Origin of the sequence: Desulfosporosinus sp. FKA, assembly GCF_002196785.1 — a bacterium.
In the GTDB taxonomy this organism is placed as follows: Bacteria; Bacillota; Desulfitobacteriia; order Desulfitobacteriales; family Desulfitobacteriaceae; genus Desulfosporosinus; species Desulfosporosinus acididurans.
On sequence record NZ_NAHZ01000010.1, the window covers coordinates 53,988 to 79,439 of the forward strand.

Below are 25,452 nucleotides of genomic sequence, written 5' to 3' on the forward strand. Positions count from 1 at the left end.
GAGTCTTACGATTGGATAAAGAAAGGCGTAGCAAAACCTATGTTCACTACGCCCCTTTAAGGAAACTATAATTAAAAAACCATTTTCAAATTACTGATTGCTTACCGTTTAAAAGATTCTAATGATGACAACACGTACTGATAATTCAATTAGAAATGATTGATCCAGACTTCTATTTATATTCTGCTGATATTCCCGCCTTTAAATCTCTTTATTGCTTCTTCTCCAGATATTTAATGCTTGTGCTTCACGGATTAAATCTTCACGAAAATCCGGATGGGCAAGGCTAATCAAACGTTCAGCCCGCTGCCAGGTCGTTTGCCCTTTGAGGTTAACAATGCCATACTCTGTGACAATATATTGAACCACAGGACGTGTATCTGTTACCACCGCTCCTGTTGTCAAAAGAGGATTAATCCGAGAATGCATTTTCCCTTTCGCATCGGTATAGGTTGAAGCCATACATATAAAACTTCTTCCGCCTTTGGAATGATAAGCCGCATCAACAAAGTCTAATTGGCCGCCGGCTCCGCTAATCATACGCGGGCCGATAGTTTCCGAACATACTTGCCCAGAAAGATCGATTTCCAGAGCATTATTAATTGAAACCAAATTGTCATTGCGGCTGGCAATATCACGCTCATTGACATAATCTACCGGATAACCTGCAACCTGTGGATTATCATCAATAAAATCATAAAGCTTTTGCGTTCCGGCGGCAAAGGTGTAAACGATCCGGCCGGGATCAACTTGTTTTTTTCGTCCGGAAATTCGGCCGGCTTCTACTAAATCCACAAAACTATCAACCAACATTTCTGTATGGACTCCTAAATCTTTTAAATCAGACTTAGCAATCAGCTGCCCTAAGGCATTAGGCATAGTACCGATTCCCAGCTGCAGGCAATCACCATCTCTAATATTCTCCAGAACGTAGTTTGCTATTTGATGGTCAATTTCACCGGGATCTTCGGAGGGAACCTGAGGCATGCCGGTATGACCGCCTTCAACAATATAATCAACATCGGAAACATGAAGATAATGGCCATACCCTCCATGAGCGATTGGCATATCTTCATTAACTTCCACAATAATAACTTTGGCTTTGCGCGCATTGGCCCAGTAATGCGAAATTGTTGGCCCTAAGTTAAAAAATCCGTGTTTATCCATAGGGCTGACTTGAATCATGGCGATGTCCATGCGCACGTTTTCAAGAACATAGCGCGGGACTTCTGAATACTTGAGAGGAATATAATAGGCTCTCCCCATGTCATAATACTTCCGGTCAATTGCGCTAAAATGTGTACAATTCCAATTAAAATGCTCCCCTTTGGGATCAGCTTTTACAAAGGCATGGGGACGCATTGTAACTCCGCCTAATAGCTGAATATCATATAGTTCAGGGGTTCGTGCAGCTAAAGCCCGATCTAAGACAGGCAGTGTATTAGCTGCATAGGAATAACCGATCCAATCCCCGCTCTTAACACCACTTACTGCTTTTTCCGGGGAAACGAGCTTACTTTGATATTCTTTAACTGTTGCGGACATCTTCTTCCTCCTCATCCATTAAACTTCACTGGCAGCGCCCGCCAGAACTACAAGGCAGGCGCTGTAAAAGAGGAATTTACTTTACAATAATTCGTAGACCCCTGCCGCTCCCATACCGCCGCCAATGCACATTGTGACCATTCCGTACTTATTCTTCCGTTTAATCATCTCATGCAGTAAGGTCGCAGTTAGCTTGGCCCCGGTACAGCCCAGAGGATGCCCTAAAGCTATGGCACCGCCATTGGGATTCACTTTTTCCGGGTCAATGTCCAGCGTCTTAATGACCGCCAGCGATTGAGAAGCAAAGGCTTCATTTAACTCAAAGAGATCGATATCCTCCAGCTTTAAGCCGACTTGCTTGAGTACCTTAGGGATAGCCTTGAGCGGGCCAATTCCCATCAGTTCAGGTTCCACTCCAGCAACCGCAAACCCGCGCCAAACGGCTAAAGGTTTTAGGCCAAGAGTTTTCACTTTCTGTTCGGACATCAACAGAGTTATTGCCGCCCCGTCACTTGTCTGGGAGGAATTCCCTGCCGTGACTGAACCTCCGTTTTTAAAAGCAGGCCGGAGCTTTGCCAAAGTTTCTACTGTGGTCTCCGGACGAATACCCTCATCTTTAGTGAACCATTTCTCACCCGGTTTCCCCCAAGTCGGCAGAGGAATCGGGACAATCTCATCATCATAGCGTCCGCTGCTTTGAGCTGCCCAAGCCTTTTGATGGCTTCGTGCCGCGAAAACATCCTGCTGCTCGCGGGTGACGTCATATTTTTTAGCCACATTCTCAGCGGTAATCCCCATGGAGAGATATACTTCCGGGGCATTAACGAGCATAAACGGATTTGGAGCCGGTTTACTCCCGCCCATGGGAACCAAAGACATACTCTCTGCTCCGCCTGCAAGCATCACATCTGCTTCACCCAAACGAATCCTGTCTGCCGCCATGGAAATCGCCTGAAGCCCTGATGAACAAAAACGATTGATGGTCACACCCGGAACCTCAATGGGAAGACCTGCACGCCGGATCATAATTCTGGCCATGTTCATCCCCTGCTCACCTTCTGGGAAAGAGCAGCCCAGGACAAGATCGTCGATCTCCTCCCTATTAAGGTCAGGAATAGTCTGAAGAACATCTTGTATTACATAAGCTCCTAAATCATCCGGTCGAACCTGTGCTAAGGCACCCCTGGCCGATTTTCCAACCGCAGTGCGTTTCGCTTGTATGATGTACGCTTCTTGCATTGTTTTCCCCCCTAATTCCGTAATGGCTTGCCTTTAGTGAGCATATGGCGGATGCGATCTAAAGTCTTCGCTTCCCCAAGCAAACTTAAAAAGGCTTCACGTTCCAGATCTAAAAGATATTGCTCATCAACGAGCATACCTGCCGGACGGTCTCCTCCGGTGATAGCATAAGCCAATTTGTTGCCTAGATGCCGGTCATATTCGGAGATATAACGCCCTTCAAGCATTCCATACATTGCCAGTTCCAAAGTGCCGCGAACACCGGCCCCCGCAATTTTCACCTTCGTCGGCAAATTAGGTCTGAAGTTGAGTGCCAGGTCAATGACCCGTGCTTTAGCATCCATAAGGATATGTTCCGGGTTCATGCTGTAACGATCGTGGTCACGCAAAAAACCGAGTTGCCGAGCCTTTTCCGCACTTGTCGAGACCTGAGCCATAGCTATCACTTCAAAACGTTTGGCAAAGAAATAGTCTGGAATAGTTTGAACTCCCGGCAAAACTCCTTCCATCGCCCGGACAGCCATTTCCTTGGTTCCGCCTCCGGCAGGAATTAAACCGACCCCAACTTCGACAAGACCTATATAGGTTTCCGAAGAAGCCTGAAGAGCATGAGAGTGCAGACATATCTCTGCTCCGCCGCCAAGAGTCATACCGAAGGGAGCTGCTACAACAGGTTTTTTCGCATATTTCAACGCCATTGTCGCATTTTGTAATTGACGAATGCCCTGATCCAGATCCGACCAGCTGCCTTTCTCTGCTTCGCGAAGAATATCCATAAGATTAGCACCCACGCAGAAATTTTTACCTTGGTTGCCAATAACCATTCCTGCGTAATTTTTCTCAACCTCTTCCAATGACTTATAAATCATCTCCACAACATCTGTGGTGATAGAATTATTCGGAGAATGAAATTCCAAGCAAGCAACCCCATCGTTCAAATCTATTAAGCTTGCACCGGCATTGCCCATAATAACTTTGCCTGTCTTGTAAGCTTGCTTCAGAGAGAAGGAATAACTGCTGACTACTTTTTGACGGTAGACACCGTTGTCATAATAGGTGGTCTCTCCAGCTTCCGTTTTACTATAAAAGCTCTCATATCCTTTCGAGAGCAATTCTTCCACTATTGCAGGCAATTTACCGCCTTCAGCAACAATGCGGTCTGCCGTAGCTTTAACACCGAGAGCATCCCAAAGTTCAAATGGTCCCATTTCCCAGTTATAGCCCCAGCGCATGCCCTCGTCGATACCGGTGATATCCTCAGCAATGTCTTTAACTAAATTAGCGGCATAGAGAAGCGTTGGTTTTAAAACATTCCAAGCAAACTCGGAGCCGACGTCATCTCCGCTGACTAATGTACGAAGCTTCTCGCGCAGGTTTCTTGCCGCTTTTGCTTTGTCCAAACAAGGAAACGATACTTTTTTGGGTGGACCATAAGTCATGGTTTTGATATCTAGAACTTCTATAACATTACCTTGAGGGCCTCTGGATTTTTTATAAAAGCCTTGCTTCGTTTTATCGCCTAACCAGCCGTTTTTCTGCATCGTGAAGATAAACTCAGGTAAAACAAAGTCATCCTTCTCCTCCGGAACACCATTGGCAACATTATTGTTGGAATGAATAAAGATATCGAGGCCGACGAGATCTATTAAACGAAAGGAAGCGCTCTTGGGACGTCCCATAACGGGTCCTGTTAAAGCATCCACTTCTTCAACAGTTAGTCCTAAACGAAGCATCTCTTTCAGCAACACAGGTGAGCCGATAGCTCCAATGCGATTAGCTATGAAATTAGGCGTGTCTTTGCACATAACCACACCTTTACCTAAAACACGCTCGCCAAACTCTTTCAGATAAGCAATCACAAGTGGTTCGGTATTGGGTCCTGGAATAATCTCCAAAAGTTTCATATACCGCGGCGGGTTAAAGAAATGGGTGCCGCAGAAATATCGTGTAAAGCTTTCCGGAAGCCCTTCCACCATGTCTTTAAGTGAGATCCCTGAGGTGTTTGACGTAACAATCGTCCCTGGACGAGCAACAGCAGCTATCTTCTTAAAGAGATCCTTCTTAACATCGAGCCGTTCTACGACAACCTCAATGACCCAATCAACCTCGCTTAAACGTCCTAAATCATCGCTTATGTTGCCAACCTCAATTCGTTCTGCAAACTCCGGAACCAGGAGCGGGGCAGGATTCATCTTCAGCAGTTTGGCTTTATTTTGTTCTGCGATACTATTTCTAACCTTTTTGTCCTCAAGAGTTAATCCAGCCGCTTCTTCTTTGGCCGAAAGCTTTGACGGGACAATATCCAACAACAGACTTGGTATCCCGGCATTGGCTAAATGGGCGGCGATAGTGCTTCCCATCACGCCTGACCCGATTACCGCAACTTTATAAATCTGCATTTATATCCTCCTCTCGTTTCTGTTAACTAACTTTAAAAGGCTGCTTCTGGGATATCCATAGCCGAAGTATCAGCTTCCTTAATAATTCGTACTGTCGCCGCCACGTCGGGCACGATATTAAGAACGTAAAATTTCGCCGCCTGAATTTTTCCCTTATAGAAGTCCTGATCAGCAGTTTTTTGAGCAAGCTTTTCTTGAGCAACTAATGCCTGCTGCATTAGCAGGCAGCCTCCGTATACTTCAGCCGTAATGCGCAAAATTCTCGTGCTATAGAGAGGAACCAGCCTGATGTCTTCCTTGAAATAACCCAGCATGGTGCCCACAAGATCTTGATAAGACATTAACGCTTTTCCTAAAACTGCAAATTCGTGGGCAAAGGTACTATGATTTTGGTTGGTCTGGACAAATGCCGCCAACTCCATCATCCACTCTTTAAAAATATTGCCATTGTCTAGTCTCCATTTGCGTCCTACAAGATCCATGGATTGGATAAAATTAGTACCTTCCCAAATCGAATAAATCTTTACGTCTCTGGCTTGACGCGCAATAGGATACTCTTCGGTATAGCCATAGCCGCCTAAGACTTGAATGGCTTCGGTAATCATCAGCCACCCTTGATCTGAACAGTATGCCTTAACCAAAGGCGTAATAACTTCAATTGAACGTTTAGCTTTACGGATATCCTCAGGATCATCCCCATGTTGGATTAAATCCAGATAATAATAGCCCTTAAAGATCATGGCCCGCATAGCTTCCAAGGTCGCCTTCTGAGTTAATAACATACGCCGAATATCTTCGTGTTGAATGATGGGTACGCGATCACCTTTGGGATTGGTAATGGGACGCCCCTGAATGCGCTCTCTGGCATAATTAACGGCATTGTTATAGGCTACTGTCGCCACAGCCAGAGCACTATGCCCGGTATCCATCCGGGATCCATTGATCATCATGAACATTTGCGCCATACCTTGGCCCACCCCTTTTTCATCAGGAGCACTGCCCAACAGAATACCTCGGCAATTACCTTCTTCGCCAAAACTGAGTACTGCTGTCGCCGAACCTTTAAGACCCATTTTATGTTCAATCCCCACGGTAGCGACGTCATTGGGGTCACCTAAACTTCCGTCTTCATTGACCCAAATTTTAGGAACGATAAATAAGGACAAACCTTTGGTACCGGGAGCAGCTCCATCAACACGGGCCAGTACCAGATGAATTATGTTTTCCGTTAGATCATGATCTCCTCCGGTAATAAAACATTTAGTGCCCTTAATTTTATAAACTAGAGGATCATCAGTGGGATACGCTTTGGATGTCATATCCCCCACGTCAGAACCGCCTCCGGGTTCAGTCAAGCACATTGTACCTTCCCAGATTCCCGCAAACATTTTTGGTGTATAAAGAGCGATTTGTTCCTTAGACCCAAAAGTCTTGATTACAGCCGCAATACCGCCGCTTAAGCCAATATAGGGGGACATGGACGGATTAGCCCCGATAATATATTCACGAACAGATTGATTAAGGATTTCCGGAAGAGCTCCCTCACCATCCACATCATTGTTGCTGGCACCCCATCCGTTGTCATGGAGGAATCTGAAGGCCTTGTGAAACGAGGGTGGAACAGTCACTTTCCCATCGTTAAATCTTGCCCCAATCGTATCACCATCATCATTTGTGGGAGCTACCACGTCTTTACACACTTTCAGGGATTGATCGAGGATTCCATCGACATCCTCAATGGAAAGATAATCTCGATAGCGTTTTAAGCCTAGAATCTTTTTTCCGTCCAACCACTCTTTGATAATAAATTTATGATCCTTATTGCTGTAAATAAAATTACTCGCCAAGATAACTCACCCTTTCCACAAAATAGTAGTACCATCAATGACTTCTGATATTGATTATTTTTTTGACCAAAGCTGGGTTTACACTTCCTTTTCTAAAAAAATTAAATATTCTTAATAGTTTAACTAGCAATATCCATGCCAAGTGACCTGAACCACTCCCACTTATAGAAGCGGGAGGCTTAAAAACCAGATAAAAAAGGCCTTCTAAAGAGCGCATGATCTTAGAAGACTCAGCAAAACGTGTATGAATTTGAAACAAAAAATAGTTCCTTTCCAAACCTATAGTGCGTAAAACGTACAATACATTTTTAATAGTCATCCCGCTCAGTTAATCCCATAACGATGTAATTTATCGTAAAATACTCGCCGAGAAAATCCTAATTCTTTCATTGCTTTCGTTCGATTATTCTTATTGGCTGCTAAGGCCGAAAGAATTAGTTCTTTTTCCAAGGCCGCCACAATTTCCTTCACTGTTTGGGACTTATTCTTGGCGCTTAACTGGTCATCATTAAGGTGGAGAATTTGTTTCGGCAAATGATACATTTCTATAGTTGTACCGCTGCAAACAATACTTGCGTGTTCGAGTACATTTTGCATTTCACGAATGTTGCCCGGCCAGTCATATTCCTGAAAAAACCTCAGAACTTGAGAAGAAAGCGTTAATTCACGGCCTACTTCACAAGCATACCGATTCAGAAAGGTTTTAGCTAAAGCTACAATGTCATCCTTTCGTTCTCTTAGCGGAACAAGATTAAGAGGAACAATATTTAAACGATAATACAAATCCCGCCGGAAAGTGCCTTCTTGAATCATGCTTTCCAAATCCCGATTTGTCGCGGCAATCACCCGGATATCAACTTTAATCGTTTTAGTTCCGCCTATCCGCTCGAACTCTTTTTCCTGCAGGACACGCAATAATTTAGCCTGCATGGTAATACTCATATCACCGATTTCATCCAAGAATATAGTACCGCTATGAGCCAACTCGAACTTACCGAGCTTTCCTCCCTTTTTTGCGCCCGTAAAAGCGCCATCTTCATATCCAAAGAGTTCACTTTCAATCAAATTGTCCGGTATCGCAGCACAATTAACTTTAATTAACGGCTTATCTTTTCTTCGGCTGCTGTTATGTACCGCCTTGGCTAAGACCTCTTTACCGACACCACTTTCTCCTCGAATTAGTACGGTACTGTCTGTTTTGGCAACCTTGGCTGCTAAGACTAAGGTTTCTTTTAAAGAGCTGTTCTGTCCTACATATTCTTTGAAGGATAGAGGCAATTGCTCCCATTGTTCTAATTGCTCTTTTAAATAATCGGCCAGACCTCTTGTCTGCTCCAACTCGCGGCTCAATTCTATGACTTCGGAAATGTTTTTAAAGATCGAAACACAGCCCATGATTCTCTGGCCATCGTTTAAAAGGAAGGAACTTCCTATAACATCAATTCCGAGCGAGTCCAAATAGTCCCTCCCCATATGACAGGACTTTCCGCTGCGCATTAACGTTATCGCTTCGGCCTTAGGTTCGATCTGATCCAACCTGCGTCCTAACACTTTTTCTACAGGCACCCCCAGTATCTTCGCATAAGCTTCGTTCGCATAGACTATGGTCGTATCCGTATCAATAACAAGTACTACATCATGAATGTTGTCCATAATCCGGAATAAAAGTTCTCGATTCCACTGCGGAAAATTACTGCTTGTGACAGCCTGGACTCCGGTACTCATGTTTATCCCCCACTTGTTATCCATCGTTTAGCATTATTATATAGAATCAAAACAAATGAAGTAAAGCAATAATTTTAAATAGTCAAAATATTTAGTTCGGAACAAAAGGGGAGCTTTTGCTCAAGCTCCCTAAATCATTGTCATTATTTTCAATATGATTTCACCGATAAGAAGGCCAGCGCTTACTTTTTCAGGAATACTCATAAAACCCTTTACCTGTTTTGCGGCCCCATTCTTTCTTGATATACTTTTCTACAATGATAGGGGAAGGACGATCGGCCGGATCACCAGTTGCTTGAAAACGCTCCATACTAATATAATAGCTCAAATCAATTCCAGTTAGATCCATTAAACGGAAAGGCCCCAGAGGATGACCCAAGGCATTCGTCACTGCAAGGTCAATCTCTTGGGGAGTGGCGATTCCCATGTCAGCGAGGAATATCGCCTCTTGCGCCAAAGCCGATAATATCCGATTGACCAGAAAACCATAAATTTCTTTCTTAAGCCAAACACCAATCTTGCCTAGTTTAGCAGTTAAGTCCATGGTGATTTGAGCAGTTTCGGCAGAAGTATGAGGTCCTTGAACAACCTCCACGAGTTTCATAACTAAAGCCGGATTGAAGAAATGCATGTTGCAAACTTTATCGGGACGCTCCGTGGCATCAGCAATCTTTGAACTGACAATATAGGAACTATTCGTGGCAAGAATCGCCTGCGGCGGAGCAATTCGATCTAAATCAGCAAAGAGTTTCCGCTTGATATCCATTTTTTCCACAGCTGCCTCAATAACATAATCAGCCTTTCCGGCAGCTTCTTCTAAACTCGCAGTAAACTTCAGCTTCACCAAAACACTGTCTGCCTGCTCCTGCGTTAATTTCCCTTTACTCACCCGTTCTGGCAAATAGGATTTGGCAAAGGCCTCTGCTTTGTCCAACATATCTTGACTTATATCCGTGCAGGCAACGTTATAACCGGCTAAAGCACAGCACAGGGCAATCTGATGGCCCATGTTGCCCGCTCCAACTACACAGATTGTTTTAATGTCTTCTAATTTCAATTGGATCATCTCCTCATCAAAACTGGATAAACTTATTATTTCCCTTGAAAGTTTGGTTTTCGTTTTTCGACAAAAGCCTTCATGCCCTCTTTTTGGTCCTCAGTAGCAAACAATAAACTAAAGCATTTATGTTCATACTCTAAACCCATTTCTAAGTCCATGCGCTGTCCTTCATTAATACACGCTTTCGCCAGACTTAAGGCCACAGCTCCTCTGGAAACAAATTTCTTAGCCATTTTCTTGGCTTCTGCCAAGACCTGATCTGCGGGGACCACTTTATTCACAAGGCCAACCCTTAAAGCCTCCTCCGCGTTAATTAGATCCCCGGTAAAGATTAATTCTTTCGCCTTACCGGCTCCGATTAAGCGCGGGAGACGCTGAGTCCCTCCTCCGCCGGGTAAAATCCCCAACTTAATCTCCGGCAGACCAAATTGAGCGTTATCAGCGGCAACACGAACATCAGCTGCCAAGGTCAATTCACACCCGCCGCCAAGAGCATAACCATTAATAGCTGCAATGACCGGCTTAGGCATGTTCTCCAGCCGCTCAAAGGCTATCTTTGATGGCCTGAGACCTATAGCAACATCAACAGCACCAAGTAAGGCCATCTGCTTAATATCTGCCCCGGCCGCAAATACTTTGTCACCGCCGGTAATGATGACTGCTCGAACTGAATCATCAACAGCCAAATTTTCGGCTGCCTCAGCCAACTCAGTAAAAACCTGACTGTTTAAAGCATTCAGCACATCCCGGCGATTTAAAGTGATGGTTGCAATTCCTTCTTCGATTTCCACGAGAATTGTTTCGAACGCCAATTCCACTACCTCCTAAATTGTTTTAGCTCTCTTTACTATCTAAAAAATCTGTTCAGTCATTTCCATTACAAAAACCATGCCAACTCACAATTAATCGTTAAAAATACTTTCTTGAAACCTAATAATCTACTAAATTTAGCAAACCGCTTAGTCTGATATAACGGTTTCTTAGTCATTGGTTTTGAGCTTTGATCCATTGGTTTAAGAATCTCTGTATGTAAATAAAACTAAATGCGGCTTAAATATTTAATTTAAGTTTCAAAAGTAAACTATTCCTGTCTGACCTGTTTAGTTAGAATAGCTATTTTCACATCGTGATATACTGCTCAAATGTGAGCATGACTATATAAATCAAAAACCTCTCTAGCTCGGCTGTGAGAATAGAGAGGTTTTGAACTTGTATATAATTGATACTAAATTATCAAGATAGACATGTATTCTCTGAATCTAAGCAATTTTAAATGTGATTTTTGGCCAAAAGGTACGCTGAAATCTATCTAATCGTTTCTTGTCATATAATCGATAAATAATACAATGCCAGCAACTATTAACATAAATGTTAATTCCCAGATCATTGGGATAAAGAGAACCTGACTTATACTGTATTCTATGATTCGTATTGCACTTTTGCGATGGCCTAAACCCTTAGCTTAATCCAAGAAAAATATAATCGCCTAACCGGCGATTTGAAGTATGTTTAATCCATAAAACATAAATATTAAGACTATTACTATAGGCTCTTTTATCCAGTTTTTAAGACCCCCGCTTCTGTAAGTGGGTGGGTCCCTCGTTAACTTCAGGTGGGGTAGAGTCCTCCTTCGCCACTAAGTATTCCCATTGGGAAAGGCGGCTCGGCAATAATGTCCACTGGACATTATTGTATCTGAAGCCCCGATGTTCAGCTTTAGCGTAAGCGAGTTCACTTACTTAGAGGAGATTTTGTTAAATTGTAGAACTACTTCAGGACCAAATTTAAGCATTATAATTTAGAAAAGAGGTTATTCTCATGACTATTCCTGTCGACAAGTTTGTCAATTTCCAAGGCAGCATGATTCATTATCTAATTTGCGGTGCTGAAAATCCCGGCGGCTGGGTTGTCTTGCTCCATGGCAAGCGGTTTTCCGCCAAAGACTGGCAGGAATCCGGTCTACTTGATCAACTTGAAAAAGAAAATTATAAGATCCTCGCCTTGGATCTTCCAGGTTATGGATTGTCAGAGAAACTTCCGACGGAAAAGAACTTTGAGGATTTTATTTTCGAGTTTTCAAAGCAGCTTACCCTGCCGGCCTTTCATCTGATTGGCCCCTCCTTCAGCGGGGAAATTTCTTTAAAGTTTGCTATTAAGTACCCAGAGCTGCTTTTATCCTTGACCTTAATTGATAGTATTAACGTGGACCAATATGAAAAACAATTAAATGAAATAGCAGCCAAGACCCTTATTGTTTGGGGAAAAGAAGATCAAATTGCGCCTTATAACTATGCCTTACTTCTCAAAGACAAGATTCCTAACAGTCAATTATTAACCTTTGATCATCTCGGTCATACTTGTTATTTCGACGATATGGCAACATTCTCTCAAAATATTTTGCTATTTCTGCGTTAAGGCCTTTAACGTTAAAACCTCTCCGCTGCCAAAAGAGCTGAGAGGTTTTTAATTGTATATAATTTATACAAACTTCTATTGGTGTGAGACTGATACCGTCAACACGGCCACCGTTTTACCTCCGGCTTGAAAAGGAATATAAACTTTAAGATAACCGCTGCTCAGGGAACTTGTTGCCTTACCGCTTTTCAGAACCTCCCCAACCTTTTCAGGTGTCGGAAAACCTTTCAAGACGCGTTCTGAACCCTTTTTAACGCTGGAGGAAATTCGCTCTTCGCCAACAAAAATTGAGACGCCCATGGTTCCTGGAAACAGAGTTTCTATACCATCCACTAGTTTATAGTGACCGTTCTCAATGTAATTCCCCTTACTTAAAGTAGTTCCAACAACGTTCCAATTGCCGGGGTAGTTTTTAGTCAACCAATCATTTATTTTAGATTCTACAGCTTGTTGACTTCCCTTATCGCCAACCGTATCAGAGTCTTCCGCCGGATGCCCTTCCATAGGTTGTGCACTTGTTGGCAGAGGAGTTGATGTTGAGAGTTGCTGATTCTTGGCGCAGCCCGTTAGAGAGATCATTACGGACACAATCACAGCGCTGATCAGCCATTTCTTTAGTTGCATAGTTGCCTCCTTAAATATGACATTGAATCCTAACCCTAACCCTATCCTATACTTTATCCAAAACGAGTTGTATAATATGCGGGCTAACCCAGAAAAACTAAGGAAATTTAAAGGTAGTTCCTTTAAACTAAAACAAGGTGGTGAAAATCTTGAGATTACTATTAGTTGAAGACGAGCCAAGGCTCTCGGAGGCTTTGGCCTACATTCTCAAAAAGAATAAGTATGGAGTAGACACCGCCTATGACGGGGAAACCGGGCAAACTATGGCTGAAACAGGAGTTTACGATTTAATTATCCTTGACCGAATGCTGCCCCGCAAAGAAGGGGTTGCTGTCTTAAAATCCCTGCGTCACCAAGGCATCCATACTCCTGTTCTGCTATTAACGGCTAAAGATTCTATTCAAGATAGAATTGAGGGACTGGACGCAGGTGCGGATGATTACCTTATCAAGCCCTTTTCAACAGACGAACTTTTGGCACGAATAAGAGCCTTAGGGAGAAGACCAGGTCAAATTCAAGGTGAAACACTAGTTTTGGGTGGCTTTACCTTTCGTCCGCTTCATTGTGAATTAATGAATGATAACCAGACGATCAAGCTAACGTTGAAAGAATCCTTGCTTTTAGAGCTCTTTATGCGTAACCCCGGGCAAGTCATAACAAAAGAACAGATACTTGACCGCGTGTGGGGGCTTGATTCGGATGTTGAAGCCAATAACGTAGAAATTTACGTTCATTACCTGCGCAAAAAGTTAAATTCACCAAACTTAAAAATCGATACAGTACGAGGAATCGGCTACTGTTTGAAGGAGGGGCCCGATGTTTCGTGAATTGAGGCTTAAATTAACACTTATTAATGTTGGTGTCATGGCTTTTCTCTTGCTAATCTTTATCATTGGCACGTTTTTTGTTATGAGGATTCAAGTTATTAACCAATCCCAGCAATTAATGCAGATTATTGCCGGCAAAGCCGGTTCAGGCACCATCGTCAATCCACGAGAGCACGACAAGCACCTCGCTAAATACTTTTATATTAAAACCGATAATTCCGGCAAAGTCACTTATACCTCTTCTGGCCTCCCCATGCCTCTCGCCCAATTAACCCCCTTACTCGATAAGGCATTTCACAAATCTAATTCCCGAGGTGAAGTAGAAGTCAATGATGAAACATACACCTATTTGAAAATGCCCCTCAACCAAGGTCCAGGCTATGTAATTACCTTTGTTGATCTTGAACGAGATAAAGATATTCTTCAAGAACTTCTGCTGACTCTTTCTATAGGCGGACTTGTTTGTCTGGGGCTGGCCTACTACGGCAGCAGATTTATGGCTGATCGAGCGATGGCACCCATAAAAAGTTCCTGGCAGCGCCAACAGGAGTTTGTTGCCGATGCCTCTCACGAGCTGAGAACCCCTCTGAGCGTCGTTCAGGTTAATTTAGATATTGTCAAGGGAAATCCCGAGGAAACCGTGGCCAGCCAGTCAAAGTGGTTAGACTACAGCCTGATTGAAATACGTCGCATGTCCAAATTAGTTGACGATCTGCTCTTTCTTGCACGGGCAGATTCCCAGCAGCAAACCTTAAACCCGCAAATGTTCTCTCTCAAAGCAGCTCTGAATGAAGTGTTCGAATCCTTTAGACCGCTGGCTGAAACGAACGGCATTTCTTTAGAAGCTTCGCTGAATACTGCCGCAGATTATTATGGCGATGAAAACAGAATTAAACAACTGATTGTTATTCTCTTGGATAATGCCCTTAAATACACTCACCCCGGAGGACAAGTTACCCTAAGTCTGCAAAATTGGGGTACCCATGCCGAAATTACAGTGTCCGATACTGGAGAAGGAATTGCCCAAGAACATTTGACAAAAATTTTTGAACGTTTTTATCGCGCCGATCCTGCCCGCTCCCAGCAAAGAGAAGGTACCGGACTAGGTCTGGCTATTGCCGACTGGATTATTAAATGTCACCATGGCCGAATTAAGGTCACCAGCTCCCCCGGAAAAGGAACCGCCTTTGTAATTAACCTTCCCTACCAATCTTAGAAAACTTAAACGTAGTACTCTTATGATAACCTTTTATCATCCTTAAAAAAATTAACCACTCGATAGGGTAATCTTTTTAAATTTACGATATGCTATAATAAATTTACAATCCGGATAGAACGTTATGCTTAATTCAATTTTAGTTAATACGTAACAGAGAACATTTGAGGAGAGATAGGTGCAGTTTATAATGCCAAACGATGTTTCTTACACTCCCGAAGAAGTTGCTAAAATCCTTAAGATTTCTAAATTTACTGTTTATGAAATCATAAAACGAGGCGAGCTTAAGGCTTACCATATTGGACGTAAAGTCCGAGTAGAAGGCGCAGACATCGAAAGTTATAAACAAAAACTGAAAGGGGTGTCTGCACAGCTGCCAGATGTACAGCAACAGGATTCCTCAGCAGAAGCCTTAGTTATCTGCGGCCAAGATATCGTCTTAGATATTTTAACTCGTTATTTAGAAAAACAATTTCCCCACGTGCGCTTCTTACGCCGTTATGTGGGAAGTATTGACGGTTTAATGTCCCTTTACCGCGGGTTAGCCAATGCTGTCGCAGTCCATTTATGGGACAGCGACAGCAATGATTATAATCTTCCTTATGTGCGCAGGATTCTGCCAGGTCAACCGACCTACATCATTAACTTACTTTATCGGGTTGAAGGCTTTTATGTTGTTAAAGGGAATCCTAAAAATATCTTAACCTGGACTGACTTAACGAAACCCGGAGTTCGTTTTGTTAATCGGGAAGTAGGATCAGGGGCAAGGGTATTATTAGATGAGCAGTTAAGACTTCTAAAAATTCGCCGTCAGGATATTTATGGGTATGGTGATGAGGAAATGACTCACCTGGCCATTGCCAGTAAAGTCGCCCGATCAGAAGCAGATGTTGGTTTAGGGATCGAGAAAGTTGCCATGCAAGTTAATGGTCTCGATTTTATCCCCTTACAGAAAGAGCGCTATGATCTTGTAATCCGCCAAGAAGATTTGGAACGTCCACATTTTCAGGCCTTAATGAGCATCCTAAAGTCACCGGCCTTTCAAAACGAAGTTTCGGGGATTGGAGGATATGATTTGTCTCTCATGGGACAAATTATTGCTGAAGTTTAAACATACCCTGTACTTATAATACCCTTTAGAAGAACTATCGTGGAATCACGATGGTTCAATTTTTTAGTCACTCTTTTCGCCGAAACACTACGTATTCTTGATCCGGTTAAAAAGGTATTTCCATATTAATCGCGAATTTATTCTTAATTATTAGTTATCAGCGAAGAGGTGATTATTTGCGTTCACTCAAACAACAAATTCTTATCTTGCTGCTGGGTTCCCTCGTTTTATTAGCAGCATGCTTTATCGTTGTCCTCGGCTGGTATATGAAAGATAAAGCTGAAGCAGCCGCTTTTATAAAGGCCCAAACAGATTTAGCAACTTGTGAAGAAATAATTGATAAAACCTACCCCGGTACTTGGGCTGTCCAAAATGGAGAGCTTTACAAAGGGTCTGTAAAAATTAACCTAAATAATCAATTAGTTGATCATTTATCATCCCTTACCGGAGATACTGTTACTATTTTCTTGGGTAACACGAGAGTAGCTACGACAGTTCGTGGTTCGAACGACGAGCGAGCCATCGGGACCAAAGTCTCGGCCAGCGTGGCCCAAACCGTCTTGCAGGATGGCCAAACATTTATCGGCAAGGCTAACGTCCTTGGGCAGTGGTATGAAACCGGATACATGCCCCTGCGAGCCGAAAACGGTATTATTATAGGAATGTTTTATGTTGGAATTTCCCACGCCTACGATCAAAAAACCATTACCGGATCGCTGCTGACTCTCGCAGTCTTAGGATTGGCTTTAACATTCTTGGTATCCCTTATAGCCTGGTTCTTCCTGCAAAAATTTGTTATCAATCCCTTGCACGATATTACACTGGGAACCAGAGATGTGGCAACGGGACACTTAACCGAAAAAATTAAAGTCTCCGGAGCAAAGGAAATCGAAGAATTAGAAGACGCATTTAATCAAATGGTTGAGAAAATCCAATCATTAACGGATGAATTGAATCGGACATCAGATACCTTCGAAAATAATTTTGGGTCTAAGAGTAATCCCCCCGAAATTGACTTGGAAGCAGACGATGAATTCTATGCCCCCCCTACTGGCTTTACTGACGTCTCTAATCCGACCTCAATGGCAAACTCCCCGCCGACGTCTGATTCTCTTTGTGAAGAGGAGTTACCCAAAGGATTAAATCAGGCGACCCTTGAACATATCGTACAGTTCATTCAAACTACTCACCGGCCTCTTTCTGCCGAAGAAGTGGCCGAAAAGGTTAAGTTGACAAGAGTTACCGTCCGTCGTTATCTTGAATATCTTGAACAACAAGGTGTAGTAAAGTCTGAACAGAAATATGGCCGAGTCGGCCGCCCAGTTAAACTATTTATCTCGCTATAAAGCCCGATTGGGCTTTTTTTCTTTATTTACATAATTAAATTAGAATATTTTCCTTACTTACAATATTCATAAAAACACTTTTTAAATTTTCACAAACAAGACAATTCAGATAATTAGCTCTAAACTAAAAATAACTTAATCAGCTCTCTACTCTCCCCCTGAGTGCTGAGAAAGTTTATTGGAGATTAAGTAAAGGAGTGGCTAATTATGGAGACAAAGGGATTTTTAACACCGGCGGAAATCACCGAATCCACAATCCAGACAGGTATGAAAAAAGTTGCACTGCCTATACCGAAACAGATCCTCTTAGGCATTTTAGCAGGAGTATTTATAGCTTTTGCAGCAGAAGGCTCAAACATGGCAGCTTTTAATCTATTTGCCAAACCAGAGACCTATGGGCTCGGTAAAACTTTAGCCGGCGCTATCTTCGGAACTGGACTTATGCTCGTTATCCTAGCCGGAGGAGAACTATTCACCGGTAATACCCTAATCTCGGCTGGTGTTTTTGATGGTAAAATCAAAATTATGGAAATGCTTAAAAACTGGTTTTTCGTCTATATCGGCAATTTCATTGGTTCCGTATTTATTGCTTACCTTATGGTTCAATCCGGATTATTTAGCAGCAGTGCCGGTCTCCTGGGAGGAATTACGATTAAAATCGCCTCCTATAAAGTTGGACTCTCTTTTTCCTCAGCCTTTTATCTGGGACTAATGTGCAACTGGCTGGTTTGTTTAGCAGTCTGGATGGCCTATGGGGCCAAAGATATGCTGGGGAAAATGTTTGCCATCTTCTTTCCAATATGGCTGTTTGTAACTTCCGGCTTTGAACATAGTGTCGCCAATATGTACTATATTCCTGCCGGAATCTTAGCAAAGTCAAACCCCAGCTGGGCGGCAGCCTCTCACCTCAACCCACAGGTCCTCGCAGGATTAAACTGGGAGACCTTCGTTATTAATAACTTAGTTCCGGTGACTCTCGGCAACATTGTCGGAGGGTGCGTATTTGTAGCAGGGATTTACTGGTTTATCTACAGAAAATCTGCGGCCGAAAAGGCTTCCCTATCGTCCTTAACAAGTCATGAGTTAGAAATGAACCCCGGGAAATAGTAATTAGCAACCTATCATAATTTCCATAATAGGATATTAGAAAAAACGAAATTAATCTGTTACGAATAAGCCGAGATTTCCCTCAATAAGAAATCTCGGCTTATAAATTTTGGGTTCAAGAGCTATCTGGCACCACAGCTTTTCCCCTTGAATATTCTATCCATGGATTCAGGAGAAGGGGGAAAGTCCGATGCACATAGTATCTGCCTTATTAGTAGGTCTCGCGGCAAACCTTGATAATTTTGGAGTAGGTATAAGCTACGGAGTTCAAAAAATCCGAATTCCATTTCTCTCCAACTTTTTTATTGCCTTATTATCAGGAGCCATAACATTTATTGCCGTCTTTACCGGCCACTTCTTGAGTCACTTTATTGCCGTCGCAAATATGCTGGGTGCTATCTTAATCATCCTTATCGGAATTTGGGTTACAGTACATAAGCCGGCTGTAGAACAGGCCTTACCGGCTGCTGTGCCCGTCATGAAGACCTATTCTATTTCTATTAAACCACTCAGTACCATTGTCAAAATCACAAAAAATCCTTCCATGGCAGACATTGATGCTAATGGGTTTATCTCGGCCAGAGAAGCCATAGCCCTTGGATTAACCCTGTCCTTTAATTGTATAGCTACCGGAATTGGGGCCGGCTTAACCGGGCTTGCTCCTTTACCGTTAGCGATTTCAGTCTGCCTGTTCAGTCTGCTGACAATTAGTTCAGGCTATTGGGCCGGATGGAAAACGGCCTCAGACCGTCTCGAAGGTTACTCCCAATTCCTTTCCGGAGCAATGCTGATACTTATCGGAGTCTATGAATTATTAAATTAGCACTTTAAATACATGTATATCATACCTTAAACCTTCCGATCAATTCACTTAACTTCCCAGACAGTATAACCTGAGCCTGAGCCGATTGGCTGATTTGTTCAATCGCCAAAGTTGTCTGGAGGATACTCTTGGAAATCTCCTCAGAACTTGTAGCCGACTCCTCAGCTGTTGCCGTAACGTTCTGGATAGCTTGGCTGATTTGAGCTGTGACTGAACTAATAGATTGAGTCCTTGACGCTATTTCTTGGGACATTTGACTAATAAAACGAGCATCTTCTTCATACTGTATTCCCGTCTGGGCATATGCTTCGTAATCCGGTTTAACTCTATTTTCAATAAACCCTAGCAACTCCTGAGTATTTGTAATGAGATTATCGAAAGCCCTTTGTACAATACTAATTACATTATATATATTTCCAACAGCCGACTGTGATTGTTCCGCCAACTTGCGGACTTCATCGGCAACTACTGAAAAACCTCTGCCCGCATCCCCTGCTCGTGCTGCTTCAATACTGGCATTGAGTGATAACAGGTTGGTTTGTTCGGAGATACTGCCAATGGTTTCAGCCATTACTTTGATTTCTTCTACAACTTTTGCTTCTTCAAGAGCCTTCTTTACATTTACGGCCTTATCGCTGTACAAAGAATCTGCTTCCTCTTCCGCCTTAACCCCTTTATTCTTGACATCACTTGCACGATCACTGATTTCTGAGGCATTATGCTGTCCTTCATCGGCTTTTTGGGCAAGTTGTTTGCTGAACTCTTCGATCTCCACAGACGAAGCTCCAACTTCCTCCGTACTAGCGCTCAGCTCCTCGGAACCCTGGGCAATTTGTTGCGTAGAATGCTGGATTGTCTGCATAGTTGCATACAATTCTTCAGTCGTCGCAGATAACTCCTGCGATTGGGCGTTCATGGTCTGACAGCTGTAGCTTATTGACTTAACCAGTTCTTCCATGCTCCTCGTCGCCTTATTGATAGAGAGACCTAATTGACCGATTTCATCGTGACCGTAAATAGTAAGCTGCTGTGTAAGGTCATCATTCCCTAGAGCCTCAGCAAAATTAACAATATTACCAAGTCTTTTGGTGAGATTTCTTGATAAAAATAGCCCCAAGACCACAGCGAAAGCAATGCTGATTCCAATAAGAGTAAACATAATAACAAGAGTCCGTTCATAGTTGATTTGATTGGACGCCTGCCGCTGGTCTGCATCGTTTTCGTGGGAAGCAATTAACTTATCTAAAATTTCGACACTTTTATCATTGACTTGAAAAAATTGATCCATTACTATACTGGCATCCTGAAGCTTTCCCTCCTCAACCAGCTGCATCATTTTAACCCGTTTATCTCGATAATCTACCTGATTTTGTTTGAAATCATTGAAATATTGAGTTTCTACATTCGAAAGATCAGCACCAAACATTTTCTCATAGTCTTGTTCAGTCTGTGTATTGACTGCAGAATTTTGGATAATTGATTGTTTTATAGTCTGTTGCTTAGTTTTATCGTCAGCAGTGTAATAAAAAAGTATGGCTGACGAACGATTTTCCAAAAATTTAGCTCGCAAGGTATTAAGTTTCTCCATAGCTTTAAGTTCATGAGAATAAATCTTGCTTCCATTGGAATTAATTGTTGTTAAGTTTTTTACTCCAATAAACCCAACTAGCCCCACTAGACAAGCAAGTATTAAAAAACCACTTGTCAGCTTGATCTTCCAAGATAAATTGTTTATAAAGTTCACCTTTTTTCATCTCTCTTTCAAATGTCGAATTTTATTGTCATTATACTACATATTTTTCCACGTATTAGGTAAAATGGGTAAGGGAGCTATTCGTTCTTTCTATTTTGAATCAATTAATTTAATACATAGAATATTTAAAAACAATAACCAGGTTACCTATTTATTCTATTTTTCACAAACCAAGTTAATTTTATCTCCTAATTTAAGTAACTACTTCAAATGTTAACTAGATGGATCTTTAAATTACCGATATTTGCTCAAAGAGAAATTTCGTTGTAATTACTATAATTGAGAACAGAAAACTGAACATCGGGGCTTCAGATACAATAATGTCCAGTGGACATTATCGCCGAGCCGCCTTTCCCAATAGGATTACTTAGCGGCGAAGGAGAACTCTAACTAATAACATTTTTAGCGCACGCACGACGTACCAAATATCACTCAAATACATCTTATTTCATAAAATATTTCTGAGTAATCTCTTACAAAACGATACAGCGAAACAATTTTACCAATCAAAGGAGGTCTCTTGCCAAATATGTTCTGGAGATTCGTTTTCTTGATTATCTATTTAGCCTTTTTTCTTGTTCGCTCACGTTCTGGAATCAAGTTTCAAAATGCTGAAGAAGCAAAAGATCAATTGAAGGGCCTGGATCTTGCCGCCCAACGTGAGGGAAAGGTAAGCATGACCCTGCGTTCAATCCTTTCTATAGTCATGCTGCTGAGTATCGGAATTTATGTCCTTAGCCCCTCCTGGCTGCAAGTTTTCAGCTTGTCCCTTCCCCTTGGGTTACGGCTTACAGGTTTAGCCTTATCCTTAGCCACACTGCCTTGGCTTTATTGGTCGCATCTTGCTTTAGGCCGCCAATATTCGCCGGATCTTGATCTGAAACAGGATCACAAGCTTATTACGAAAGGTCCTTATAGCGTAATAAGACATCCTATGTATACGATTCTCATCGTCTTTATGATCAGCATTTCACTCTTCTCAGCAAGTACTTTAATCCTCGTCCCTCATCTGGCAGCCATTATCCTGCTCCTATTACGCTTAGACAAAGAAGAAGCTATGCTCATTGAAAAATTTGGCGAAGACTATCGAGAGTATATGTTAAAAACGGGACGCCTTCTGCCAAAATTAAATTAAGCTTGCATCCTTAGGATATGCAAGCTTAATTTAACATCTTCTTTCTCTGCCGCTTTCATTTCGAGTAAGCCGTGAAGCGGCAGACTTACTTAGTCAATTTTTATAAACGTTAGATTTAGAGATGACCTTGTTTCTGCTATCAGACAGTTTAACCTGAAAAGTTGTCTTTGCCATGCTTTGAGGCAGGTCAATCGTTAAGGAATTAGGGGCGCAATAGGTAGTTTTGACAGCTTTACCGTTTAAATATACTTGATCATTTTCCACAAAGTTATTTCCTTCAATCATCAAAGAGCCTTCAGACGGCGTAACATTCGTAATTACCGGCAAAGCATCACCTTGGATATAACTAGTGTTCGACGGCGGCTTATGGTCTGGTTTAAGGTCATAGCCATACTCTTTGCCAAATAATAAATCATATTGCAGCAATTCATAATCCTTAAAGGTATCTTCGGATATATTAGCTGCATTCCAATAATCCTTATTAATAATCACATCATTACCTTTTTGCATCAAATTCGCGAGCAGATCTGTCATAGGGCTGCCTGACTTTTGAGCAAGCTGAAGAGCAAAGGTTCCCATGAAATTTGATGACAATTTAAGGTTGTGATTTACGGTTGTCGAAAAGTTATTCCAAGTTACAAAGGGAACGCTGTGAAGGTTTAAATAATCTTGATAAGAATTGCCGTCTTTGATAAAACCAGCCTCTTTGTATACACTATAATTGTCACCAAGCATTGGCAGATGGTCACCATAAAATATGACCATTGTCGGTTGATTTATTTGTTTTAAGCCATCAATAAGCTGCTTCAAGGACTGGTCAACATCAGAAATTCTATTGGCATAGTTATCCAGAATCGCTTGGGACTGAGGACCTAGATTAGCACCGCTGGCTTTTATGGTATTTCCGGGATCCTCCGTAGAATCATAAGGGCCGTGGTCTTCCATGGAAACCGCATAGATAAAATCAGGTTTATCTGTTTCTTTTACCTCGTTCAGAATTTGTTGCGTAAGTACCGTATCGCGAATGTAGGGACCTTTGTATTCGGGATTGTTTAAAAATTCCTTCGTAATAAATTTATTAAAGCCCTCAAGTTGATAAACTTTATCCCTGCTATAGAACCAATCATCATAAGTATGGATGGCGGAGGTAGCGTAACCCTGCCGATTGAGAATTGTAGGCAAAGCCTCAATAGGCCGATTAACATATTGATCATAGGCGATAGAACCATTAGGCAAAAGCTGCGTCGAAAAACCCGTCATGGCTTCAAACTCGGTATTAGCCGTGCCACCGCCGTAAACAGGCGAAACCATCGTCCCGCTTGTTTGGGATTTTTGCAGTGAGTGGAAGAAGGGTATAGGGTCCTGGTTAAAAGAAACATTTTTCATCAGAGTCGGATCCCAAAAGGCTTCGCTCATAACAAAAATAATATTAGGCTTAAAATCAGCATTCACGGGATAAGAGGACGTATTATTTTGGATAATAGTATTGATTGCATTCTCTTGATAATTTTCCGGTTTAGTGACCTTTAAATATTCCGTATCCATAAGAAAACCAAGCATAGTTCCGTTTTGTTCATAATTCAAAGACTGACTATACGTAATCAGTTGTAAAGCAAAGACATTCTGAATGGAGTTAAAGAAAGAATAAAAAATAAATACGACAAAGAAAGAACAAAGAAATACGATAGACCGATAGCGTTGTTTTCTTTCTTTAGCAATATGTTTAAGTATGAAACGAATCAAAGCAACGGTAACAATAAGTAAGATTCCAAGGACAACAAAAACATTACGAAAATGATCAGAAATGCCCATCGCTTCTTTGGCCAAAAGAAAATCTGAAGGAAGCAGGGGGTCTCCTTTGAGTTTTAATTTTTGTTGGCTGATAAATCCCAAGGCTGAAAATAAAGCTAAAAAAATTGTTGCCGTTACTAAATATGCTCGTTTGGGCAAAATATAAAATATATTGATAATGCCAAACATCAGCAAATAGCTTAAGAAAAATTCGGAAGGATAACTCTTAATCCAAGTTATGGCTTTCATAATGCTTCCGGTGGAAAAGCCCTCCAATGCCAGCAAGACAATTAAAGGAACAGTAAGAATAAATAAGATCTTGTTTTTAGTTATAATCTTCAAACCCCGGCTAAACACAAAAATCGTTCCTCCATTAATAAAAGTAAACACCAAACATTATAGCAAATATAGTTCAAAAATAAGTGACAAATATTTGTAGAATTTGTGAAATATACGCTGCCAGTATTTAATTATCTGCCAAAAAGGAAAACAATATGCCAATGTATTGAACTTATCAAAAAGCCTTAAAAAGCCTCAAAGGCTCACTTCTTAGTGTGCCTTTGTATTTAAAGGAGTATGTCAACATTTTATCCAGTTCACTATCTAAGTATTAAACAAACAAACCCGTTAAGCAAGCTATGTATAACGTTTAAATCTCATGAGTTTCATACATAATAGCCATTTTTCGTGTCTTAATTTATCTAAAGCAAGCGAGAAAAGGAAATTGACGCCTCAGAGGCTCCTTCCTTTTTCCACCCATCTTTGATGTAAAAACTTATAGCTCTTTGATTCCAAGGCAAGGCCGATAATCCAACTTTTTTAAAGCCTAGTTCTTTCATCTCTTTACAAAACTCAGCTGTTAATTCATTGGCTACGCCTAATCCTCGATAGCTTCTATCAACTGCCAGAGCCAATAGCCGCGGTTGTCGGGATAAGCATACTTCCCGTTTTTCTCCAGAATTATTATCCTTCACAGAAAAGGAAAACAGCGCCTTCAGCGCCACATGTACATGTCCAAGTCTCTTTGTTATATGCCTCCGAATAAAAGAGTCCTTAAGAAATCTGGAAATAGTAAGGTAAACTAGCATCATAAAGTTGTCTCGATAAAATTCCCGAAAAGGGTTATCGGAAGTCGTAGCTAAAATGAAGCCAATTACCTCATTCTTATACTTTGCTGCATAGCCAAAATTCGCATCGGACTTAACGAATTCTGAAATAAAAAGCTCTAAAAATTTGTATCCCATATGCCCCAGAAAGTGATTTTGAAAGGAGCGTTTATATAATCGAGCAACTAAAGGTATATCCTCACTTTGCAGATGCATAACGTCTATATTACATTTACAATTATGATAATTAAGGCTATTATTTGGCACGTAAGCATATACCTCTCTTTTGAAAATTTCCGCTGATTCTTTATTCACTGGAAAAATAAAAGGATATGCTTTTAGGATAATTTATAAGTTTTAAGATATTGTCAAGTCACTATGTG

At 41.7% G+C, this 25,452-nt stretch carries 19 protein-coding genes; 8 read left to right on the top strand and 11 right to left on the bottom strand.

What is annotated here, in order from left to right; genetic code table 11:
- Nucleotides 1-201 precede the first annotated feature (201 nt).
- The 7 genes from B5771_RS01295 to B5771_RS01325 all read right to left on the bottom strand — a co-directional run bounded on the left by B5771_RS01295 (nt 202) and on the right by B5771_RS01325 (nt 10,627).
- Complete coding sequence (locus B5771_RS01295; protein WP_088185913.1) at nt 202-1,545, bottom strand: acetyl-CoA hydrolase/transferase C-terminal domain-containing protein; 1,344 nt, start codon at nt 1,543-1,545, stop codon at nt 202-204.
- Nucleotides 1,546-1,626: 81 nt separating this feature from the next.
- A complete protein-coding gene (locus tag B5771_RS01300; protein ID WP_047811829.1) occupies nt 1,627-2,784 on the bottom strand; it encodes an acetyl-CoA C-acyltransferase in 1,158 nt (385 codons plus the stop codon).
- Nucleotides 2,785-2,795: 11 nt separating this feature from the next.
- A complete protein-coding gene (locus B5771_RS01305; protein ID WP_088185914.1) occupies nt 2,796-5,183 on the bottom strand; it encodes a 3-hydroxyacyl-CoA dehydrogenase/enoyl-CoA hydratase family protein in 2,388 nt (795 codons plus the stop codon).
- 32 nt (nt 5,184-5,215) lie between these two features.
- On the bottom strand, nt 5,216-7,030 hold the full coding sequence (locus B5771_RS01310; protein WP_088185915.1) for an acyl-CoA dehydrogenase: 1,815 nt from the start codon (nt 7,028-7,030) through the stop codon (nt 5,216-5,218).
- A 324-nt stretch (nt 7,031-7,354) separates the two neighbouring features.
- Entirely contained in the window at nt 7,355-8,755 is a 1,401-nt protein-coding gene (locus B5771_RS01315; protein ID WP_088185916.1) for a sigma 54-interacting transcriptional regulator, read from the bottom strand.
- Nucleotides 8,756-8,945: 190 nt separating this feature from the next.
- Nucleotides 8,946-9,812 (bottom strand): 3-hydroxyacyl-CoA dehydrogenase family protein, encoded by an 867-nt coding sequence (locus tag B5771_RS01320; RefSeq protein ID WP_088185917.1) that lies wholly within the window; start codon nt 9,810-9,812, stop codon nt 8,946-8,948.
- Between the two features lie 35 nt (nt 9,813-9,847).
- Nucleotides 9,848-10,627, bottom strand: a complete 780-nt coding sequence (locus tag B5771_RS01325) for an enoyl-CoA hydratase-related protein (RefSeq protein WP_088185918.1) — start codon at nt 10,625-10,627, stop codon at nt 9,848-9,850.
- A gap of 1,006 nt (nt 10,628-11,633) precedes the next feature.
- Here B5771_RS01325 and B5771_RS01330 point away from each other — a divergent pair.
- Entirely contained in the window at nt 11,634-12,230 is a 597-nt protein-coding gene (locus B5771_RS01330; protein WP_088185919.1) for an alpha/beta hydrolase, read from the top strand.
- 75 nt (nt 12,231-12,305) lie between these two features.
- Here B5771_RS01330 and B5771_RS01335 read toward each other — a convergent pair whose 3' ends face one another.
- Nucleotides 12,306-12,854, bottom strand: a complete 549-nt coding sequence (locus B5771_RS01335) for a hypothetical protein (RefSeq protein WP_088185920.1) — start codon at nt 12,852-12,854, stop codon at nt 12,306-12,308.
- 149 nt (nt 12,855-13,003) lie between these two features.
- Between B5771_RS01335 and B5771_RS01340 the strand changes: the two genes are divergently transcribed.
- From B5771_RS01340 to ytaF, 6 genes are all read left to right on the top strand, one after another.
- On the top strand, nt 13,004-13,681 hold the full coding sequence (locus tag B5771_RS01340; protein WP_088185921.1) for a response regulator transcription factor: 678 nt from the start codon (nt 13,004-13,006) through the stop codon (nt 13,679-13,681).
- Nucleotides 13,671-14,897, top strand: coding sequence for an ATP-binding protein (locus tag B5771_RS01345; protein WP_088185922.1), 1,227 nt, complete (start codon nt 13,671-13,673; stop codon nt 14,895-14,897). Before B5771_RS01340 ends, B5771_RS01345 begins: the two co-directional genes overlap by 11 nt.
- A 190-nt stretch (nt 14,898-15,087) precedes the next feature.
- Entirely contained in the window at nt 15,088-16,008 is a 921-nt protein-coding gene (locus B5771_RS01350) for a helix-turn-helix transcriptional regulator (RefSeq protein ID WP_088185976.1), read from the top strand.
- A 176-nt stretch (nt 16,009-16,184) separates the two neighbouring features.
- Complete coding sequence (locus B5771_RS01355) at nt 16,185-17,354, top strand: cache domain-containing protein (protein WP_047811858.1); 1,170 nt, start codon at nt 16,185-16,187, stop codon at nt 17,352-17,354.
- 207 nt (nt 17,355-17,561) lie between these two features.
- On the top strand, nt 17,562-18,461 hold the full coding sequence (locus B5771_RS01360; protein ID WP_088185923.1) for a formate/nitrite transporter family protein: 900 nt from the start codon (nt 17,562-17,564) through the stop codon (nt 18,459-18,461).
- Nucleotides 18,462-18,651: 190 nt separating this feature from the next.
- The gene (gene ytaF, locus B5771_RS01365; RefSeq protein ID WP_088185924.1) at nt 18,652-19,284 is read left to right on the top strand and encodes a sporulation membrane protein YtaF; all 633 of its coding nucleotides are present in this window, start codon (nt 18,652-18,654) and stop codon (nt 19,282-19,284) included.
- Nucleotides 19,285-19,303: 19 nt separating this feature from the next.
- On the opposite strand, the gene B5771_RS01370 is transcribed toward ytaF, so the two are convergent.
- Nucleotides 19,304-21,028, bottom strand: a complete 1,725-nt coding sequence (locus B5771_RS01370) for a methyl-accepting chemotaxis protein (RefSeq protein WP_088185925.1) — start codon at nt 21,026-21,028, stop codon at nt 19,304-19,306.
- Nucleotides 21,029-21,566: 538 nt separating this feature from the next.
- On the opposite strand from B5771_RS01370, the gene B5771_RS01375 reads away from it, so the two are divergent.
- On the top strand, nt 21,567-22,172 hold the full coding sequence (locus B5771_RS01375) for an isoprenylcysteine carboxylmethyltransferase family protein (RefSeq protein ID WP_088185926.1): 606 nt from the start codon (nt 21,567-21,569) through the stop codon (nt 22,170-22,172).
- Nucleotides 22,173-22,265: 93 nt separating this feature from the next.
- Here B5771_RS01375 and B5771_RS01380 read toward each other — a convergent pair whose 3' ends face one another.
- Nucleotides 22,266-24,320, bottom strand: a complete 2,055-nt coding sequence (locus tag B5771_RS01380; RefSeq protein WP_088185927.1) for an LTA synthase family protein — start codon at nt 24,318-24,320, stop codon at nt 22,266-22,268.
- A 344-nt stretch (nt 24,321-24,664) separates the two neighbouring features.
- Nucleotides 24,665-25,336 carry a GNAT family N-acetyltransferase gene (locus B5771_RS01385; RefSeq protein ID WP_242966690.1) on the bottom strand — a complete coding sequence of 224 codons (672 nt, stop codon included), beginning with the start codon at nt 25,334-25,336 and terminating at the stop codon, nt 24,665-24,667.
- Nucleotides 25,337-25,452 lie beyond the last annotated feature (116 nt).

Bases quoted from the DNA above. Each gene is read 5' to 3' on its own strand.
- B5771_RS01295 (WP_088185913.1), bottom strand. From the start codon at position 1,545: ATGTCCGCAACAGTTAAAGAATATCAAAGTAAGCTCGTTTCCCCGGAA.
- B5771_RS01300 (WP_047811829.1), bottom strand. From the start codon at position 2,784: ATGCAAGAAGCGTACATCATACAAGCGAAACGCACTGCGGTTGGAAAA.
- B5771_RS01305 (WP_088185914.1), bottom strand. From the start codon at position 5,183: ATGCAGATTTATAAAGTTGCGGTAATCGGGTCAGGCGTGATGGGAAGC.
- B5771_RS01315 (WP_088185916.1), bottom strand. From the start codon at position 8,755: ATGAGTACCGGAGTCCAGGCTGTCACAAGCAGTAATTTTCCGCAGTGG.
- B5771_RS01330 (WP_088185919.1), top strand. From the start codon at position 11,634: ATGACTATTCCTGTCGACAAGTTTGTCAATTTCCAAGGCAGCATGATT.
- B5771_RS01335 (WP_088185920.1), bottom strand. From the start codon at position 12,854: ATGCAACTAAAGAAATGGCTGATCAGCGCTGTGATTGTGTCCGTAATG.
- B5771_RS01345 (WP_088185922.1), top strand. From the start codon at position 13,671: ATGTTTCGTGAATTGAGGCTTAAATTAACACTTATTAATGTTGGTGTC.
- B5771_RS01350 (WP_088185976.1), top strand. From the start codon at position 15,088: ATGCCAAACGATGTTTCTTACACTCCCGAAGAAGTTGCTAAAATCCTT.
- B5771_RS01360 (WP_088185923.1), top strand. From the start codon at position 17,562: ATGGAGACAAAGGGATTTTTAACACCGGCGGAAATCACCGAATCCACA.
- ytaF (WP_088185924.1), top strand. From the start codon at position 18,652: ATGCACATAGTATCTGCCTTATTAGTAGGTCTCGCGGCAAACCTTGAT.
- B5771_RS01375 (WP_088185926.1), top strand. From the start codon at position 21,567: ATGTTCTGGAGATTCGTTTTCTTGATTATCTATTTAGCCTTTTTTCTT.